Below are 16929 nucleotides of genomic sequence, written 5' to 3'. Positions count from 1 at the left end.
GTCCAAGGTCATTAAAGTGAAGATTAATAGGAGGAAGAGACGACAGTGGAGTCCACATATGAAAGTCAAAAAGAGAAAATAGTTGAGGCTGACAGTATAGTTTTTTCAGCAGATATCACCAATGAAGAAGCGCACATCATTCAAGAATTGAAAGAGAAACAGGGTAAGACCTTGGTATGTCCCGAAGCAAAAGGGTACCAGGATTTCTTAAAAGCATACAGCAGTGTTAGCGGGTATCATGTTTTTAAAGGTGATCTAGAGACTTTGGCAGCTTCTGATGTAGTGATCTCTTTGGGGGTATGGTTTCAGGATGAAAGTACAGAGTCTATACCGGTAGTTCACAAATTGTTAGAAGAAAAAAAGCCCAAGTTTGTCTATATGCATCCTATAGAAGATGCAGAACTTCAAAGCCGTATCACACAGTTTATAAAATATGAAGTAGGAAGTGAAGAGGGTGTCGCTGCACTGTTGGCAGATGCACTGCTGGAAGACAAGACGCTTCCCCAAGAGATAGAAGATATTTTAGAGGATCTTGATATCGGTTATCTCAGTGCTGAAAGTAATGTAGGAGAAGAAGAACTGGAGTCGATGCTTGATCTTATAGATGACACAGCGACACTCTCTTTGGTCATAGGCAGTGATCTGTATACGCATCCAAAAGCAGCACAAATTGCAAAACTCATAGCACTGTTGGAACAATATGCCGGTGTCAATATTTTATGTCTGCCGCCTGCAGATAATGCCTTAGGTGTTGCATTGATCTGTGACCTCGAGGATGTGGTTCAAGGTCAAAAAATCATCTATAAAAGCTGTCAAGAGGGCACCTATGTCAACAGTGATAAATGTCTCACTGTCAATGATGAGATGCAAGCTTCAGATGTGGATGGATTAAATAGCATTGCCACTATCTTGGGTGTAGATACCCAAACGCTTCTAGCTTACACCAATCAATTACCCAAAGAGAAAGGATTCCAGATCCTTAGTGAAGGGGACATCAAGAAGCCGTGTATCTACAGAGTGATTCCCCAAGAGCAAATAAGGGACATTGTGATCGATGAAATAGATGATCTGCCTGTCTATGATGGCGCAGTGATCTATACCTATAAAAAAGCTGAAAATGAAATAGCGAAAGAGAGAGAAAAAGAAGAGATATTGCGGGGTTCTCAACAGTTTGCCATGGCTACAAAATTACAAGATGGTGACTTGATTTCTTTTGAGATCGAGGGGGTTAAATTTATGCGTGTGTTTAAAATTGATACATCTATGAAAGGAATCATTGCGTTAAATCCTGCTTATGAGATAAACTTAAGTGCATCTTTGCTATCCTCCTATAGATTTAGCAGACTAGCTTTTGAAAAAATAAATAATCAAAAAATAGGAAACAACGATGAGTGAAGTACAAACAGTAGATAATATGGTCTCAATTTCGATTGATGGTATAGAGTACAAAGCAAAAGAGGGTGAATATATCCTGAATGCTGCTCGTGCCAATGATGTTTTCATCCCGGCTATATGTTACCTGACAAGATGTTCGCCGACATTGGCATGTCGTATTTGTCTAGTGGAGGCAGACGGTAAACAGGTATATGCATGTAACGCTAAAGTGAAAGAAGGTATGGAGGTCACTACTGAGACACCAAACATTCTTGAAGAACGTAGAGCGATCATGGAAGTTTATGATGTGAACCACCCGCTCCAGTGTGGTGTATGTGATAAGTCCGGTGAATGTGAATTACAGAACTATACGCTTGAACTTTCCGTAGATTCACAATCATATATGATCCCGGATACAAAAAGAGAGACAACAAACTGGTCTTCAGTATTGCACTATGATCCGGGTCTCTGTATCGTATGTGAACGTTGTACGACTGTCTGTAAAGATATGGTAGGTGATGCAGCGATCACTACTGCAAAAAGAGGCGGTGCCGATCTGGACAAAAGCTATAAAGATACGATGCCAAAAGATGCATACGCTATGTGGAATAAACTTCAAAAGTCTGTGATCGCACCGAGTAATGGTACTGATGCTACGAACTGTTCAGACTGTGGTGAGTGTATCGCGGTATGTCCGGTCGGTGCACTCGTAAGCCGTGATTTTGTCTACCAGTCAAATGCCTGGGATTTAAGAAGAATACCTGCGGTTGCAGCACACTCAAGTGATGGTGCACAAATTTACTATGAAGTAAAACCGACATCGATTGAAGACAGATCTGAAAAGATCTACCGTGTAACCAATGAATGGAACTATGTATCACTGGACGGTTCAGCACGTTTTGCCTATGACTTTGAGAACAGAGGTGTAAGCAAAGATGAAACAGCATTCAATGCGGCGCTTGAAGCATTCAAAAAAGCAGACACTGTACGTTTTAACGCTATGATCACGAATGAAGAAGCGATGATGCTTCAGACCTTGAAAGAAAAAATGGGGCTTAAGCTTTATAACCCAGAGGTAAGAGCCTTCCAAAAATTCTTAGGTCACTATGCAGCAGCTTCAGGTAGCTCTTTATACTCTACAGATACAGATGCGATCATGAAGAAGAGCGATTTTGTTATCTCTGTAGGAGCAGCACTTAGAAATGACTCTCCTGCACTTAAATATGCGTTTAACAATGTACAAAAACTCAACAAAGGTGCAGGACTTTATTTCCACCCGGTAGGTGATACACTCATCCCTACATTTGGTAAAACAGTTGAAACATTTGTCCACAAAGCTGGTCTTGAAGAAGCAGCACTCTACCTTATCTTGGACCTCTTTGCAGACAAAGAGAAACTTCCGGCGGAGGTAAAAGAATACATTGAAAGCTTTAAAAGTTCAGAAACCAGAACGGTGAAAGAGCAGGTCATGAAGACTGTCAAAGAGATGGTGTTGAATGAAGAGACCGGTGAAGAGGAAGAAGTGTCTAAAAAAGTCAAAGAGACGGTTGAAAAAGAGATCACTGTGACGATCAACGGTCTTGTGACACTTTTGGGTAAAGATTCTGAGAAGTTTGATGATGCGTTTGACAAAATGATGAAGAAAAAAGAGGCTTTCTCCCTTATGATCGGTGAAGACCTTTACTTCCATGAAAAAGCAGAGAACCTCGCTAAACTGGTAGCATTGATTGAAGCAACATGTAACATGGATGTGGTGATGACCCCACCAAAGTCAAATGCACTGGGTGTTGCGCTGATCTGTGACCTTGATGATGACTGTTCCGGGTATACTGTAGGTTACAATGAAAACGGTGACTTTAGACTCTCTGCACTGGGTGACGGTGACCTGGATATGCCGGCAATGAATCAACAAGAGGGAACATTGACCTCTATGGCTAAAAGAGTACTTCCTACCAATGCTGCTTTAGAGTACGGTGGATATGAATTGAATGACATTGTGAAAGCACTTGTAGGTGCACCAGAGTTAACGATCGACTGGACAGAGATGCTCCCTGTGTCAAAAGGCTTTAAATCTGTAGCCTTCGACGATTTACCAAATGCATATACGAATGCCGGTGTAGATAACCGCGGATATAAACTGGATGTCACAGTGCAAGAGGTAGCACTACCAACCGTTGAGAAGTTTGATGAGAGTGCAGCACTTGAAGGTGAGATCGCATACAGATGTAACCCTGCAAGACAATTTAATGACTTTACAGACAAGGCACATGAGATTTTTGAAGCATTCGCACTCTATGCAAGTCCGGCAAAAGCAGAGAGTTTGGGAGACAAAGTTGAAGTAGTGTTTGAAAATGGAAGCATTACTCTGGATGTAGTGGCTGATGAAAAGATCGAAGGTGACATTGTCAAAGTTCCGGATTTCAAAGCTGCTAAAGATGTATATGGTCTCTTTGGAGGATCAAGATATCAAACAGTCACATTGAGAAAGGTGTAATATGGAAACAACACTCATAGAAAACTTGCCAGAAGTTACTGCATTAGGTGTGATCATTAAAGCCATCATTATTTTGGCAGTGATCTCAGCAATCGCAGGTTTTGGTACATATATAGAAAGAAAAGTGCTTGCATTTATGCAAAGACGTCTTGGGCCGATGCACGTAGGGCCATATGGTTTACTGCAAATTGCGGCAGACGGTATCAAACTCTTTACCAAAGAGGATATTATTCCACAAAATGCGAATAAACTGATCTTTATGGTCGCACCGGTGATTACAGCAGCCACAGCATTTATTGCACTCTCTGCCGTACCTGTTTTCCCAGATTTTACGGTTCCTGAGTTTATTCCTTTGCTTGGTGGTACCTTTGTACCTTCTATCGCATCTGATCTGAACATCGGGGTACTCTTTGTACTTGGTATGATGGCAGCAGGACTTTACGGACCGCTTTTGGCAGGTATGTCACAGGCGAACAAATGGGGTATCATCGGATCAGCCAGAACAGCGATCCAGTTTTTATCTTATGAGGTTGTGACAGGTCTTTCCATCCTGGCACCGATCATGTTGGTCGGTTCATTGTCTTTTGTGGACTTTAATGAGGCACAATCCGGTGGTATAGGTTCATGGCTGATCTGGCAACAACCGGTAGCATTCGTACTGTTCCTTATCGCTGGATTTGCAGAGACGAACAGAACACCGTTTGACCTTCTTGAGCATGAAGCAGAAGTTGTTTCGGGTTATGCAACAGAGTATTCGGGTATGAGATGGGGTATGTTCTTTATCGGTGAGTATGCAAACATGATCACCGTAGCAATTATCGCTTCGATCGTATTCTTAGGTGGATATGATGCAGAGGGTGCATTTGGATGGTTGTTCATTATTCTTAAAGTTGCATTCTTCTTCTTCTTGATGTTATGGGTAAGAGCATCATGGCCGCATATCAGACCGGATCAGTTAATGTGGCTTTGTTGGAAAGTATTAATGCCGATTGCGGTCATCAATATTTTGATCACTGCTGTCGTGATGATGGTATAAGGAGTTAGGTATGAGTTTAGAACAATTTAAAAACAGAAATGTAGGTACACAAAACTACATGACAGTGGATGCAGGAAGTAAACCTGAAACGGCCATGGAACAGTTCTCTCAAGTGGCAAAAAGAACGGTTAAAGGCGATCTTTTTGTAGGACTTTGGGTCACAATGAGATCCATGCTTAAAGCACTTTTTAAAGGTGATAGTCACACGGTAAAGTATCCGTTTGAAAAAATGCCGATCTCTCCAAGATATAGAGCGATCCATGATATGCTTAGATTACTTGAATCAGGTAACTACAGATGTATCGGATGTGGTCTTTGTGAAAAGATATGTATCTCAAACTGCATCTCTATGGATACAAGATATGATGAGGACCAACGTAAAGAAGTGAGCGAATATACGATCAACTTCGGGCGTTGTATCTTCTGCGGTTATTGTGCAGAAGTATGTCCGGAACTTGCCATTGTGCATGGACCGCGTTATGAGAATGCTGCCGAGCAAAGGGCTGGATTCTCGCTCTTTGAAGATATGTTAACACCTCTTGACAAACTGAACCTGCAGCAAGAGTATGATGGATTTGGTGCGATATCTCCAAATGCAGATGAAAACATTAAAAAAACACCATTAGCATATTAGGGAGAGTAGAATGTATGAAATCGTAGCCTTTTACCTATTTTCGGCTTTAACAATAGGACTTTTCTTGATCACAGTCATGAGTAAAAATATACTGTATGCGATGACATCGCTCGCTGCAGGTATGGTTCTTATCTCTGGATTCTTTTTCATCCTGGGTGCAGACTTCCTTGGTGTAGTGCAACTTGTTGTATATGTCGGGGCTGTCATGGCGCTTTACGCCTTTGCGATGATGTTCTTTGATGCCACAAGAGATATCAAAGAGAAAAATACAAACAGCGCTTTAGTATTTTTACTTGGCGGAGTATCGGCGCTGGTATTGGTACTGATGTTTGCTGCACCGATCTTCAGTGAAAGTGTACAGGCACTTTACCCAATGCATGAAGGTGTAGGTAATGCACAGGATGTGGGTATCGTACTCTTTACAAAGTATCTTGTACCGTTTGAAGTAGCAGCACTTATGTTACTTGTAGCCATGATCGCAGGGATTATACTTGCCGGTAAAAAAATGGATGTGAGTCTCACTGAAGATATGGGTGCAGATGATGAAATTATGATAGTAAAGGATGAAAAATGATGATAGGTCTTTCTCACTATTTGATCGTATCTGCAATACTCTTCTCTATAGGTCTGGTCGGGGTACTTAGAAGAAGAAACCTTTTAATGCTTTTCTTCGCAACTGAGGTCATGCTGAATGCCGTAAATATAGCATTTGCAGCGATTTCACACTATTACAATGATCTCACAGGTCAAATGTTTGCATTTTTCATTATTGCAATTGCAGCGAGTGAAGTGGCAGTGGGTCTGGGTATCTTAATTGTATTGTATAAAAAACAGGGAAGTCTTGATCTTGACGACCTAGCAAGCATGAGAGGATAAGAATGGAAAATTTAGTATATGTAGCACTTTTTGCACCATTTGTAGGTTCTCTTTTTGCAGCTTTATTTGGTATGAGTGAAAGAAAAATATTTGTAGGTGTTGTAGGTTCACTGCTTATCGGCGTGGCATTTGTCGCTTCGGCAATATTGGCATTCAACCTTTATACAACAGGTAGCGTTGTACATGTCACTATGATGGATTGGATCAATGCAGGGGATCTCAATATACCATTTGGATTTGTGGTTGACCAGATCTCTGTAACGATGATGACAGTCGTGACTTTGGTTTCTACTGTAGTACATATCTATGCGATCGGTTATATGGACCATGATAAGAGTTTTAACAGATTCTTCTCATACCTGTCCGCTTTCGTGTTCTCTATGATGATACTTGTGATGTCAGATAACTTTGCCGGCCTGTTTATAGGTTGGGAAGGTGTGGGTGTCTGTTCATGGCTTCTTGTTGGTTTCTGGTACCACAAGCCGGACCAGGCAAGAGAGGACAATCCTTCTATCTCTCCGTCATGGGCAGCAAATGAAGCATTTATTATGAACCGTATCGCTGACCTTGGTATGTTGATCGGTATCTTTATCCTTTACTGGAACACAGGTTCACTTCAATATGATGAAGTATTTGCTCAGCTCCCATATCTTGGTGAAACCGTTTTAGTTACGGCTGCGATCGCACTCTTTATCGGTGCAATGGGTAAATCTGCACAGTTCCCGCTTCACACATGGCTGACAGATGCGATGGAGGGTCCAACGCCGGTTTCAGCATTGATCCACGCAGCAACCATGGTAACAGCAGGGGTTTTCCTGGTCATCAGATCCAATCCGCTTTATAGTATGGAAGAAGTGGCAGGCGTAAGTTTCTTCATTGCCTCTCTTGGTACATTTGTTGCGTTCTACGCAGCATCGATGGCACTGGTTGAACGTGACTTGAAAAGAATTATTGCATATTCTACACTTTCACAGTTAGGGTATATGTTCGCTGCAGCAGGACTCGGTGCGTACTGGATCGCACTGTTCCACCTTGCAGCACACGCATTCTTTAAAGCGCTCCTCTTCCTTGGTGGGGGTAACGTAATGCATGCGATGCATGATGAACTGGACCTCTTTAAGATGGGTGCATTGAGAAAGAAGATGAGAGGTACATGGATCTACATGACCATCGCTTCCATTGCACTTGCAGGTCTGCCGCCATTTGCAGGGTTCTGGTCGAAAGATGCGATTATCGAGACTGCATTTAACGAGCACACCTATATTTTATGGGCTATGCTGGTGATTACTGCGGGTATGACGGCATTCTATTCATTTAGACAAATATTCCTATCGTTCCATGGGGAAGACCGTCACACGCCGCTAGGGTTCCACCCTCATGAAATGTACAAGTTCGTACTGGTAGCAATGTCTCCTCTTGCAGTACTTGCTATCATCACGGGTTGGTTTATGGGATCATATAAAGCATTTATCTATGAGATAGGGAACAGCGTACAGTATGAAATGTCTGAACATACACACCACTTGGCAACCTATTTGGGACTCATCGTTATCTTTTTTGCCGTATCAGGTATCGCCTATGCGTACTACAGATATGCAAGAACAGGTGAAAATGCCTGGGAAAGAAGTGAAAAAGTTGAAAGTGGTTTCTTCTACAAATTATTAAAAAATCAATATTATGTGCCTAAATTCTATGAAGAGTTTATCACGAAGCCGTATATGATGATCTCTGAAAAGTTCTGGACGCAGGTAGATCTGAAAATAGTCGATGCGACAGTAGACAATATTGCGAAGTTCCTTTACGGTTCTGGTGATAAAGCAAGAGGTATGCAAACAGGTAACCTTTCAAACTATCTAAACTGGATGGCTGTTGGTGCGGTACTGTTATTGGTAATTGCTGCGATTTCAGCGATGATAGGTTAAGGGGTAAAAATGGAAAATATTTTAAGTATATTGGTCTTCTTCCCGGCAGTTGCAGGATTGCTTGGATTTATAGTAGATAAAGAGAGTGCAAGAGCCTATGGTATTACTGTAGCTGCCATTGAATTCTTGCTTTCTGTATGGTTATGGTTTAGTTTTGATACGTCAAACGCAGGTATGCAGTTTGTAGAGATGATCCCGTTGATCCCTGACATGGGGATCTCATACTACCTTGGTGCGGATGGTATCTCATTGTTCATCATTTTGATGACGACACTGATGACACTTATCGGTATGGCGAGTATGGGTGAAACAAAGAATATCAAAAATATGATCGTGACACTTCTATTCCTAGAGATGACTATGGTAGGTGTATTTGTCGCGCTGGATGCGATTATCTTCTACTTGTTCTGGGAGCTTTCTCTTGTACCGATGCTCTATATCGTCGGTGCATGGGGTGGACCTTTAAGAGTCTATGCAGCGATCAAGTTCTTCCTCTATACATTCATGGGATCACTTATCATGCTTGTAGGTATGTTGTTTGTGGCATACATTTACCATAACCTTACAGGGGTATGGAGCTTTGCCATCACAGACTGGTATGCATTGGTATTACCGGTAAATTACCAGTTATGGTTATTCGCAGCGTTCTTTATTGGATTTGCGATCAAAGTGCCGATGTTCCCATTCCATACATGGATCCCATATGCACATGGTCAGGCACCAACGATCGGTTCGGTCATTCTTGCAGCGGTACTGCTTAAAATGGGTACCTACGGATTTGTAAGATTCTCACTTCCAATGTTCCCGGATGCATCTGTCTTGGCGATCACACCAATTGCTGTGTTGTCACTGATCATGATCATCTATACAGCGATGATCGCCTATGCACAAAAAGATATAAAACAGGTGATCGCATACTCTTCGGTATCTCACATGGGTATCATAATGCTTGGTCTTTTTGCCATGAATGCAGAAGGTTTGTCGGGTTCAGTCTTCCAAATGTTGTCTCACGGTATCGTTTCGGGTGCACTGTTTATGCTTGTGGGTATGATCTATGACAGAAGACATACAAAGTTGATGTCTGAATTTGGTGGTATAGCATCCGTTATGCCTAAATTTGCCGTGATATTCGGAATTATGCTTATGGCATCTGTGGGATTACCGCTAACGATCGGTTTTGTGGGTGAGTTCCTTGTACTGCTTGGGTTTTACCAGGTCACACCAATGATGACTATCTTGGCAGGTACCTCTATTATTTTGGGTGCGGTGTATATGTTAAGGGTCATGAAACATACTTTCTTTGGTCCATTGAATAATGAAGAGAATAAAAAACTCAAAGATCTCAATACCAGAGAAACATGGTCACTGATTCCATTGGTTGCAATAGTGATCTGGTTAGGTGTATATCCTAAACCAGTATTGGAACCGATAGACAACTCTGTAAAAGCGCTGTTAAGCTTTATGGATGAAAAAGCGATTACGGAAGAGGCAAAAGATATGATAAAAGTTGCAAAATCAAGTAAGGAGGCGAACTAATGTTAGAGCCAATTAATGTGAGTTTAGAAAGCCTGAACCTTATTACACTGGCGCCAATGCTTATAGCTATCGCCGGTGGTTTGATTATTTTGATCATTGATCTTCTGAATGGAAAATTACATAAATCCCTCTATGTGATGTTAACGATCCTGGTTCTATTTGTTGATTTTGGTTCAGTACTCGGACTCAATGTCAATGAACGCGGTTTCTTTGATGTTATGCTGATAGATGGTATCTCAATCATCTCTCAGCTGATGATCATTGGTGGTTCTATGATATTCATACCATTGGCATTGACATCAAAAAGATTCCATGAGTATTCCTATCCTGAATTTTTTGCACTCTTCTTGTTTATGATCGCAGGATTCCAGTTTATGGTAGCAACGGATAACCTTATCCTTATCTTTGTCGGTCTTGAGACAGCATCGCTTGCACTCTATACACTTATTGCACTTCACAACAGAGCAAATTCGTATGAGGCAGCGGTGAAATACTTTACTATGGGTGCACTTGCGGCAGGATTCTTTGCGATGGGTTCAGCAGTGATCTATGCATTGACAGGTTCAGTAGAACTGTATAAAGTGGCAGAAGTGATGGCAACACGCTTGAATGAAGCAGGAATCATGATCGCTGTATTCGGTTCATCGGTACTGTTACTTGTTGCGTTTGCCTTCAAACTTTCACTCTTCCCGTTCCATACCTGGGTACCGGATGTGTATGAAGGGGCATCTGCAGCGTTGGCTGGATATATGTCTGTTGTACCTAAAATTGCTGCATTTGTAGTGAGTATCAGACTCTTTGGCATGTATATTGATCTTGGTGTTGAATGGGTAAGATGGATGATCCTTATCATGGCTGTACTTACAATGACACTTTCAAACATTATGGCATTGGTACAGAATGATGTAAAACGTATGCTTGCATACTCATCTATCTCACATGCAGGTTTCATTATAGCAGCATTGGCACTGGATACCACAGAGGGTAACACAGCGATATTCCTATACTATGCACTCTTTATGTTCACGAATCTTGGTGCATTCTCAATGTTATGGATCTCTCGTCACAAAACGAGAAGATTCGATGTACGTTATGACCACCCGTATGAAAAGTTTGCAGGTCTGATCCAGATCATGCCTATGGGTGCAGTAGTGATGGGACTCTTTATGTTCTCACTGGCAGGTGTGCCTCCATTCTCAGTGTTCTGGGGTAAGATCTATGTGATGCAAGCGGCTGTTAATGCCGGTTATATCTGGTTAGCGATCATTATGGGGCTTAACTCGGCTATCGCTGCATACTATTACATGAAACTTGTTGTCTATATGTTCTTGAAAGATCCGGTTAAAGATGTGGATGTGGTTTACTATAACATCTCTAAACCATTGATGGCCATGGTCGGTTTTGCAACCGTTGCAACCGTTGCAGCTATCTTCTATGTACAGCCGCTTGTATCGTATCTCTATTATATGATCAGTGCCAGCGGTTATTAAAATTTAGCGTTCAGCGTTGAGCGCTGAGCGTGTAGAAAGGTTGATTTTCCGACCTCTTCTCCTACAGTAACATTTTTTCCAGCATTTTTATATCCCCTTTTATGACATCATCAAATTGAGAGTTGTTGAATGTTGTCTGTCGTTTAGCCAATCTTGCTGTATTGGTAGTGATTTTTTCACTAAGCATCTTTTTGTCATAGATACCATCCAGGTAAGCCAGTGTTTCTTTGATCCCTATGGACTTCATACAGTTGGGTGCACGCGTATACTTTTTCTCAAGCATACAAATCTCATCGATCAATCCGTCATTGAGCATCATTTTCGTACGTAAGGCTATACGTTCACGGAGTGTTTTTCGATCAATTTCTATCTGGTAGATGGGCAGCGCTTCGGTCACAGTCGGTCTAGGAGGGAATTGTGTAAAATATTGTGAGGGTGTCAGCCCCGTTTCCAAATAGATGTTCAAAGCTTTTTCTATGCGGTAGGTATCGTTGGATTCTATCTTGGACATATAGACTCGATCTAAACCAGAAAGCCATGCATAGCTCTTTTGCAGATCTTGCAAATAGGCATGGGTCTTTGTTTTTGTTTCATCTGAGATGTTAGGTAGGTCACTGATACCCTCTATAAGCATCTTCAGGTAAAAACTGGTGCCTCCCACGATCACAAGATTCTTTCCATCTTCAAGACAGCATTTATGGACCTCATGATACAGTCTGATAAAGGTCGTGACATCAAAACTTTCATCAGGATAGAGGTGATCCATACCAAAATGTACGATACCGGCACGTTCCTCCAAAGTAGGTTTTGCAGAGACGATATCTATCTCCTTGAAGATAGAGAGTGAATCAAGGGATAAAACATAGGCATTCATCTGTTGGGCTATTTTGATGGAAAGGGCTGTTTTCCCTGATGCTGTAGGACCGATGAGAGCAAGTTGCTCAAAGGTGTTAGGATCTGGCATTGAGTGCCTCACTGTAGTCTGTTTTCATACTTCTCATAGCGTAATCATACCATAACCCCAAAAAGGATAAAATACCACTATCGATAAAGAGAGGCAAGAATGAATTTATTTGACAAGAACAATCGTTTTAACATTGCAAACCTGGTAACCTATATGAATGTATCAGCGGGGATCATGGCAATATTTTTTATAGTCAGAGGTGATTTTTTTACCGCTATTGTATTAGCATGGATAGCGGGTGCCTGTGACATTATAGATGGCAAGCTGGCACGTAAATACAGTCTTTCTACAGAATTCGGGATACAACTTGACAGTTTTGCAGATTTTCTCTCTTTTGTGGTGATGCCACCGTTTTTACTTTTTTATGCGGTCAAACACTACAGTGGCATTACAGGGATAGAAGAGCTACTGTTGGGTCTGGTATTTATATGGTATATCATTAACGGTTTAAGAAGACTGGTGGAATTTAACCTCAAAGTGGATGTCGGAGAAGTTGAAAAGTACTTTGAAGGTGTACCTACACCGTTAGGTGCCATTCTTTTATGGATCCTCTATCTGTTGAATGCCTACGGAGTGATCACAAATGGTTATATGATCGCAGTTTTAGTAATGATCATTGCATGGTCATTGAATTCTAAACTGAAAATCCCTCATCCATAGAGTGACATAGTGAATCATTTTAGAGAGAAATTGAACCATTTTTCAGAACTGGTCATGTTTAAACACTCTGTGTTCTCCCTGCCGTTTATCTTTATTGCGATGTTTGTCGCTGCAGAAGGCTGGTTTGGTTGGGAACTATTGTTTTTAGGTACACTGGCCGCAGTCACTGCACGAAACTTTGCCATGGGCGTCAACCGTTATCTTGATAGAGACATTGATAGACTGAACCCCCGTACAAAAAGTCGTCCTTCTGTAGACGGCAGGGTATCCAATGCACAAATGGTAGGATTCATAGTGATGAATGCACTGCTGTTCATCGTGGTGGCATATTTTGTGAACACTTTGGCTTTTCAGCTCTCTTTGCCTATCTTACTTGTACTTGGGGCTTATACGCTTTTTAAGCGCTTTTCTCCATTGGCACACCTTATCTTAGGGGTGAGCCTGGGACTGGCACCCATAGCAGGTGTCGTGGCAGTAAACGGAGAGATCACGCTATGGTCTGTATATCTGGCCATTGGGGTGATGTTTTGGGTGGCAGGATTCGATCTGCTCTACTCTCTTCAGGATATTGAATTTGACAAAGCACATGGTTTGCACTCCATTCCCTCTAAGTTTGGAGCCGACAAAACCATGTGGATCGCAAGGCTGTTCCACTTTATGGCCATTGTGTTCTGGGTGGGTTTTGTAGTTGTATCAGGATTGGGTTATTGGGCACAGCTTGCCATACTCTTCTCTGCCATTATGTTGAGTTATGAACACTACCTGGTCAACAAAGATTTTACAAAAATAGACAAAGCCTTTTTTACGGTGAATGGTTATTTGGGCTTTGTTTTTTTAATTTTAATTATCATGGAGGTTGTATAAGATGGAAATGATGGATATCACCGTTTTAGCGTTGTTGGCACTGTTGGTGATCATACTGTTGATGCTTATGAGCAGAAACAGTAAACTGGCAAAAGAAAATAAAAAGCTCAATGAGATACTGGATGTCAAAAATGTGACGATAGCAAACTATGAAGCCTCACGTGTTGCAGTGAAAGATGTGATAGACAATTTCTCTTCTCTTGATGATGTGATGGAACTGATCAATGCGGGTGAAAGTAAAGCTTCTGTCTCTGAAAAACTGGGTATTCCTGTGAGCAAGATAGAACTGATCATCAAGTTCGATAAACTCAAAAAGAGAGACTGATGTCCAGAAGCTCATGGGAGAGAGTTTTGTCTGAAGCATATGCCTCTCTAGAGGCAGAGTATCAGAGATTTTTAGAAGAAGATAAGGACTACTTTCCCTCCAAAGAAAACTACTTCAACGCCTTTAACACCCTTTCCAAAGAGAAGGTCAAATACATCCTGTTCGGCCAGGATCCCTATCCGAGAAAAGAGAGTGCAGGGGGATATGCCTTTATCGATACCAAAGTACAGAATCTCTTTTCAGACTCTGGTCTGAGTAAAGAGGTCAATCGTGCAACCAGTTTACGTAATTTTATAAAGATGGCCCTCGTCGCAAGCCATAAATTGACAGCAGACGATACTTCGCAGGAAGCTATTGCAAAGTTGGATAAAACAGACATGATCGATTCTATAGATGAGCTGCGGCGTAATTTTGAAAAAAACGGGGTGCTGCTTTTAAATACGGCACTGATCTTTACAGACAAGCAGAGTACGAAAAAACATGTCAAAGCATGGAAACCCTTTGTGCAAACACTGTTAAATGCACTTGAGGATGATGCCCCGAAACTCATCCTGTTCGGTACGCATGCAAAGGATTTAAAGAAACAGTTTTCACTGGATAAATTTGCAACGATAGAACTGGAACATCCCTACAATCATACATTCATTTCCAACCCTAAAGCAGTTAAATTATTCGGTCCCATGCATTTACTTGATAAATAAAGATTTCTCTGCTATAATTGCGCTCTAAATTATCGCTACTACACTTTAAATGTGCACTCATAGCTCAGCTGGATAGAGCATCGGTTTGCGGTACCGAAGGTCTCAGGTTCGAATCCTGATGGGTGTACCACCATTTATAACGACTATACCGTTCACAAATCACTTTTAATGAAATTCTAAAAATTCTTAATATTAGGATAACTCCCACTTTTGTACTGTTGTTTTGTAAGATCCCATGATTTTTTATGAAAACTATTAGTATTTAAAAATGATACCAAATAGTATCATTTTTGTATTCAACTGACATGATACTAAAAAGTATTTTTTTATGATACTTTTTGACATTTTATATCGATGGAAACATCATAAAGTTATATATTTTATAATGTTTTCTATTTCACATAAATCAAAGTTCTCCTTACGTTAGGACATAGCCGTTATAATAAATATACGATATGATTGTGATAAATTTTATTTACAGATTAAAGCAATGCATATTTTACTACTGATACTGATATAACGAGGAAATATATTTTTTTGATTATTTAAGTAAAATTATCATGGAGGAAGCCTACATAATGATAGAAAAACTTTTAGAAACGATAGGTTTTGGAACGATAACAAATTATATCTATGATAACTTTTTTAAGTCAAAAGATTCTATAGATAAATCTGTCAAAAAGGAATTTGATAAAGTTAAACTTATTACTACAGATGAATCTAAAACAACTCAAGATACAGTAAAAAAGGAATCTCAAGATATAAAAGAATTAATTCATCAAAAAAATGATAATAAATCACTTGATACACTAACTACTGCGTTAACTGGTCATGCTAATAAATTTATTCCTGATATGGTACATAATGTTTCATCTGCAACAGCAAATCACCTTATGAATTTAGATCAAAGGCTAAAAGTAGATATATCATATAAAGATAATGTTACAAATTTTATATTTTCTTCTAAAAATAAAGAAGGTGTTAAGTTGACACCTACGATAAAACCTTCTGATCCAATAGAGTTTCAAAAAAACTGGGAAGATCTTTTTCATCATGGTAAGCCATTTAAATCTACGATTGAGGAAATAAATATAAAAGGTTCAAAAATTTTTGATGAATTATTATCAAATCAAGAATATAGCAGTCAAGAAATATCAATTGAACCTACACCACAAAAATCGTTACTGAAACTTTGGCAACAAAATGAATTGGGAGATTTTTTCCCAATAAATGATATTGAACTTCAAGTTTACAGTGGCACAAAATCATTATCTATGGAAGGTAAAATATTTGATGGAATCGTAAATATTTCAACATATGTTAACTTTCATTCTAGAAAAAGAAATATTGAATTTACATTCAATGTTGATTTTAGTCGATGGAATGGAGTAGAAATAAATCATCTACCGTATTTTGACAATGTATATAAATTTTTCTTCAATGCATCAGAGGGCTGGAAATTACATGGAACTTTTGAAAAAGATGGAATAAAGATAGTTGATATTGATCCTAAGGATATGTCAAATGAAGTCTTTATTAAAGAAGTTTTTAATGAATTGAAATATATATTTTTTGCTAGAGAAATCGCAAAAAGTCAAAATATATCTATTTGTTTTACAGACTATAGTTTTACCTCACAACTGCTTGATAGATTAAACACAATATATCTTGCAATTCAAAAAGGAGAAAAAAGACTAAAAAGTAATGAATTGCAAGCTAGTTCTGATGTAATTGTAAATGATGAAAATCTTGACACATTTAAAAATAAGTTGTCTGATTTAAATAGTACTTTTTATCTTGAGCAGCCAGAAAAGTCGTCAACAACATTAACTCTTTTTGATACTGAAGTTAAACTTCCTAAAATACTACATAAATTCAAACATTTAAGTTTTAAAATTGATAAAGATATCTCAATAATAAAATTAGGTGATCAAGTACATATTGATTTTACTTCGAACGAAAATTCTGTACATTCGTTAGAGTTTGTGGAGGAATAAAAATATTTCCATAAAATTATTCAGAACTTTGTATCACTGATAGATATGAATTAACA

The 16929-nt window shown here is 39.8% G+C and carries 15 protein-coding genes and 1 tRNA gene; 15 read left to right on the top strand and 1 reads right to left on the bottom strand.

Features of this window, described 5'->3' with window-relative positions; all coding sequences use genetic code 11:
* Positions 1–45 precede the first annotated feature (45 nt).
* Genes LDM98_RS07670 through nuoN form a run of 9 tightly spaced genes read left to right on the top strand, consistent with a single transcriptional unit; the run spans position 46 to position 11362 of the window.
* Positions 46–1395 carry a hypothetical protein gene (locus LDM98_RS07670; RefSeq protein ID WP_223898825.1) on the top strand — a complete coding sequence of 450 codons (1350 nt, stop codon included), beginning with the start codon at positions 46–48 and terminating at the stop codon, positions 1393–1395.
* On the top strand, positions 1388–3868 hold the full coding sequence (locus LDM98_RS07665; protein ID WP_223898823.1) for an NADH-quinone oxidoreductase subunit G: 2481 nt from the start codon (positions 1388–1390) through the stop codon (positions 3866–3868). Before LDM98_RS07670 ends, LDM98_RS07665 begins: the two co-directional genes overlap by 8 nt.
* A gap of 1 nt (position 3869) precedes the next feature.
* Positions 3870–4904 carry an NADH-quinone oxidoreductase subunit NuoH gene (gene nuoH / locus LDM98_RS07660; RefSeq protein WP_223898821.1) on the top strand — a complete coding sequence of 345 codons (1035 nt, stop codon included), beginning with the start codon at positions 3870–3872 and terminating at the stop codon, positions 4902–4904.
* 10 nt (positions 4905–4914) lie between these two features.
* On the top strand, positions 4915–5538 hold the full coding sequence (nuoI, locus tag LDM98_RS07655) for an NADH-quinone oxidoreductase subunit NuoI (RefSeq protein ID WP_223898819.1): 624 nt from the start codon (positions 4915–4917) through the stop codon (positions 5536–5538).
* 10 nt (positions 5539–5548) lie between these two features.
* Positions 5549–6112: an NADH-quinone oxidoreductase subunit J gene (locus LDM98_RS07650; RefSeq protein ID WP_223898817.1), complete on the top strand. Its 564-nt coding sequence runs from the start codon at positions 5549–5551 to the stop codon at positions 6110–6112.
* Positions 6112–6414: an NADH-quinone oxidoreductase subunit NuoK gene (nuoK, locus tag LDM98_RS07645; RefSeq protein WP_008244681.1), complete on the top strand. Its 303-nt coding sequence runs from the start codon at positions 6112–6114 to the stop codon at positions 6412–6414. The genes LDM98_RS07650 and nuoK overlap by 1 nt, the downstream gene beginning before the upstream one ends.
* A 2-nt stretch (positions 6415–6416) precedes the next feature.
* Positions 6417–8336, top strand: a complete 1920-nt coding sequence (gene nuoL, locus LDM98_RS07640) for an NADH-quinone oxidoreductase subunit L (protein WP_223898815.1) — start codon at positions 6417–6419, stop codon at positions 8334–8336.
* A 9-nt stretch (positions 8337–8345) separates the two neighbouring features.
* Positions 8346–9872, top strand: a complete 1527-nt coding sequence (locus LDM98_RS07635; RefSeq protein WP_223898814.1) for an NADH-quinone oxidoreductase subunit M — start codon at positions 8346–8348, stop codon at positions 9870–9872.
* Entirely contained in the window at positions 9872–11362 is a 1491-nt protein-coding gene (nuoN, locus tag LDM98_RS07630) for an NADH-quinone oxidoreductase subunit NuoN (RefSeq protein ID WP_223898813.1), read from the top strand. Before LDM98_RS07635 ends, nuoN begins: the two co-directional genes overlap by 1 nt.
* Positions 11363–11423: 61 nt before the next feature.
* Here the strand turns inward: nuoN and miaA are convergent, their stop codons facing one another.
* On the bottom strand, positions 11424–12326 hold the full coding sequence (gene miaA / locus LDM98_RS07625) for a tRNA (adenosine(37)-N6)-dimethylallyltransferase MiaA (protein WP_223898811.1): 903 nt from the start codon (positions 12324–12326) through the stop codon (positions 11424–11426).
* Positions 12327–12425: 99 nt separating this feature from the next.
* Between miaA and LDM98_RS07620 the strand changes: the two genes are divergently transcribed.
* The 6 genes from LDM98_RS07620 (at position 12426) to LDM98_RS07595 (ending at position 16873) form a co-directional block, all read left to right on the top strand.
* Positions 12426–12986, top strand: a complete 561-nt coding sequence (locus tag LDM98_RS07620) for a phosphatidylcholine/phosphatidylserine synthase (RefSeq protein WP_223898809.1) — start codon at positions 12426–12428, stop codon at positions 12984–12986.
* Between the two features lie 54 nt (positions 12987–13040).
* On the top strand, positions 13041–13850 hold the full coding sequence (mqnP, locus tag LDM98_RS07615) for a menaquinone biosynthesis prenyltransferase MqnP (protein WP_374706921.1): 810 nt from the start codon (positions 13041–13043) through the stop codon (positions 13848–13850).
* A gap of 1 nt (position 13851) precedes the next feature.
* Positions 13852–14175, top strand: coding sequence for a sigma-70 family RNA polymerase sigma factor (locus LDM98_RS07610; protein ID WP_223898805.1), 324 nt, complete (start codon positions 13852–13854; stop codon positions 14173–14175).
* Entirely contained in the window at positions 14175–14876 is a 702-nt protein-coding gene (locus LDM98_RS07605) for a uracil-DNA glycosylase family protein (RefSeq protein WP_223898803.1), read from the top strand. The genes LDM98_RS07610 and LDM98_RS07605 overlap by 1 nt, the downstream gene beginning before the upstream one ends.
* A 53-nt stretch (positions 14877–14929) precedes the next feature.
* Positions 14930–15006 (top strand) — tRNA-Arg (locus tag LDM98_RS07600).
* A 448-nt stretch (positions 15007–15454) separates the two neighbouring features.
* Positions 15455–16873, top strand: a complete 1419-nt coding sequence (locus LDM98_RS07595; protein WP_223898802.1) for a hypothetical protein — start codon at positions 15455–15457, stop codon at positions 16871–16873.
* Positions 16874–16929 lie beyond the last annotated feature (56 nt).

The sequence above is a fragment of the Sulfurovum sp. TSL1 genome, assembly GCF_019972135.1.
Lineage (GTDB): Bacteria > Campylobacterota > Campylobacteria > Campylobacterales > Sulfurovaceae > Sulfurovum.
The sequence above is the reverse complement of the archived record's forward strand: the minus strand, read 5'-3'. Positions and strand labels throughout refer to the sequence as shown.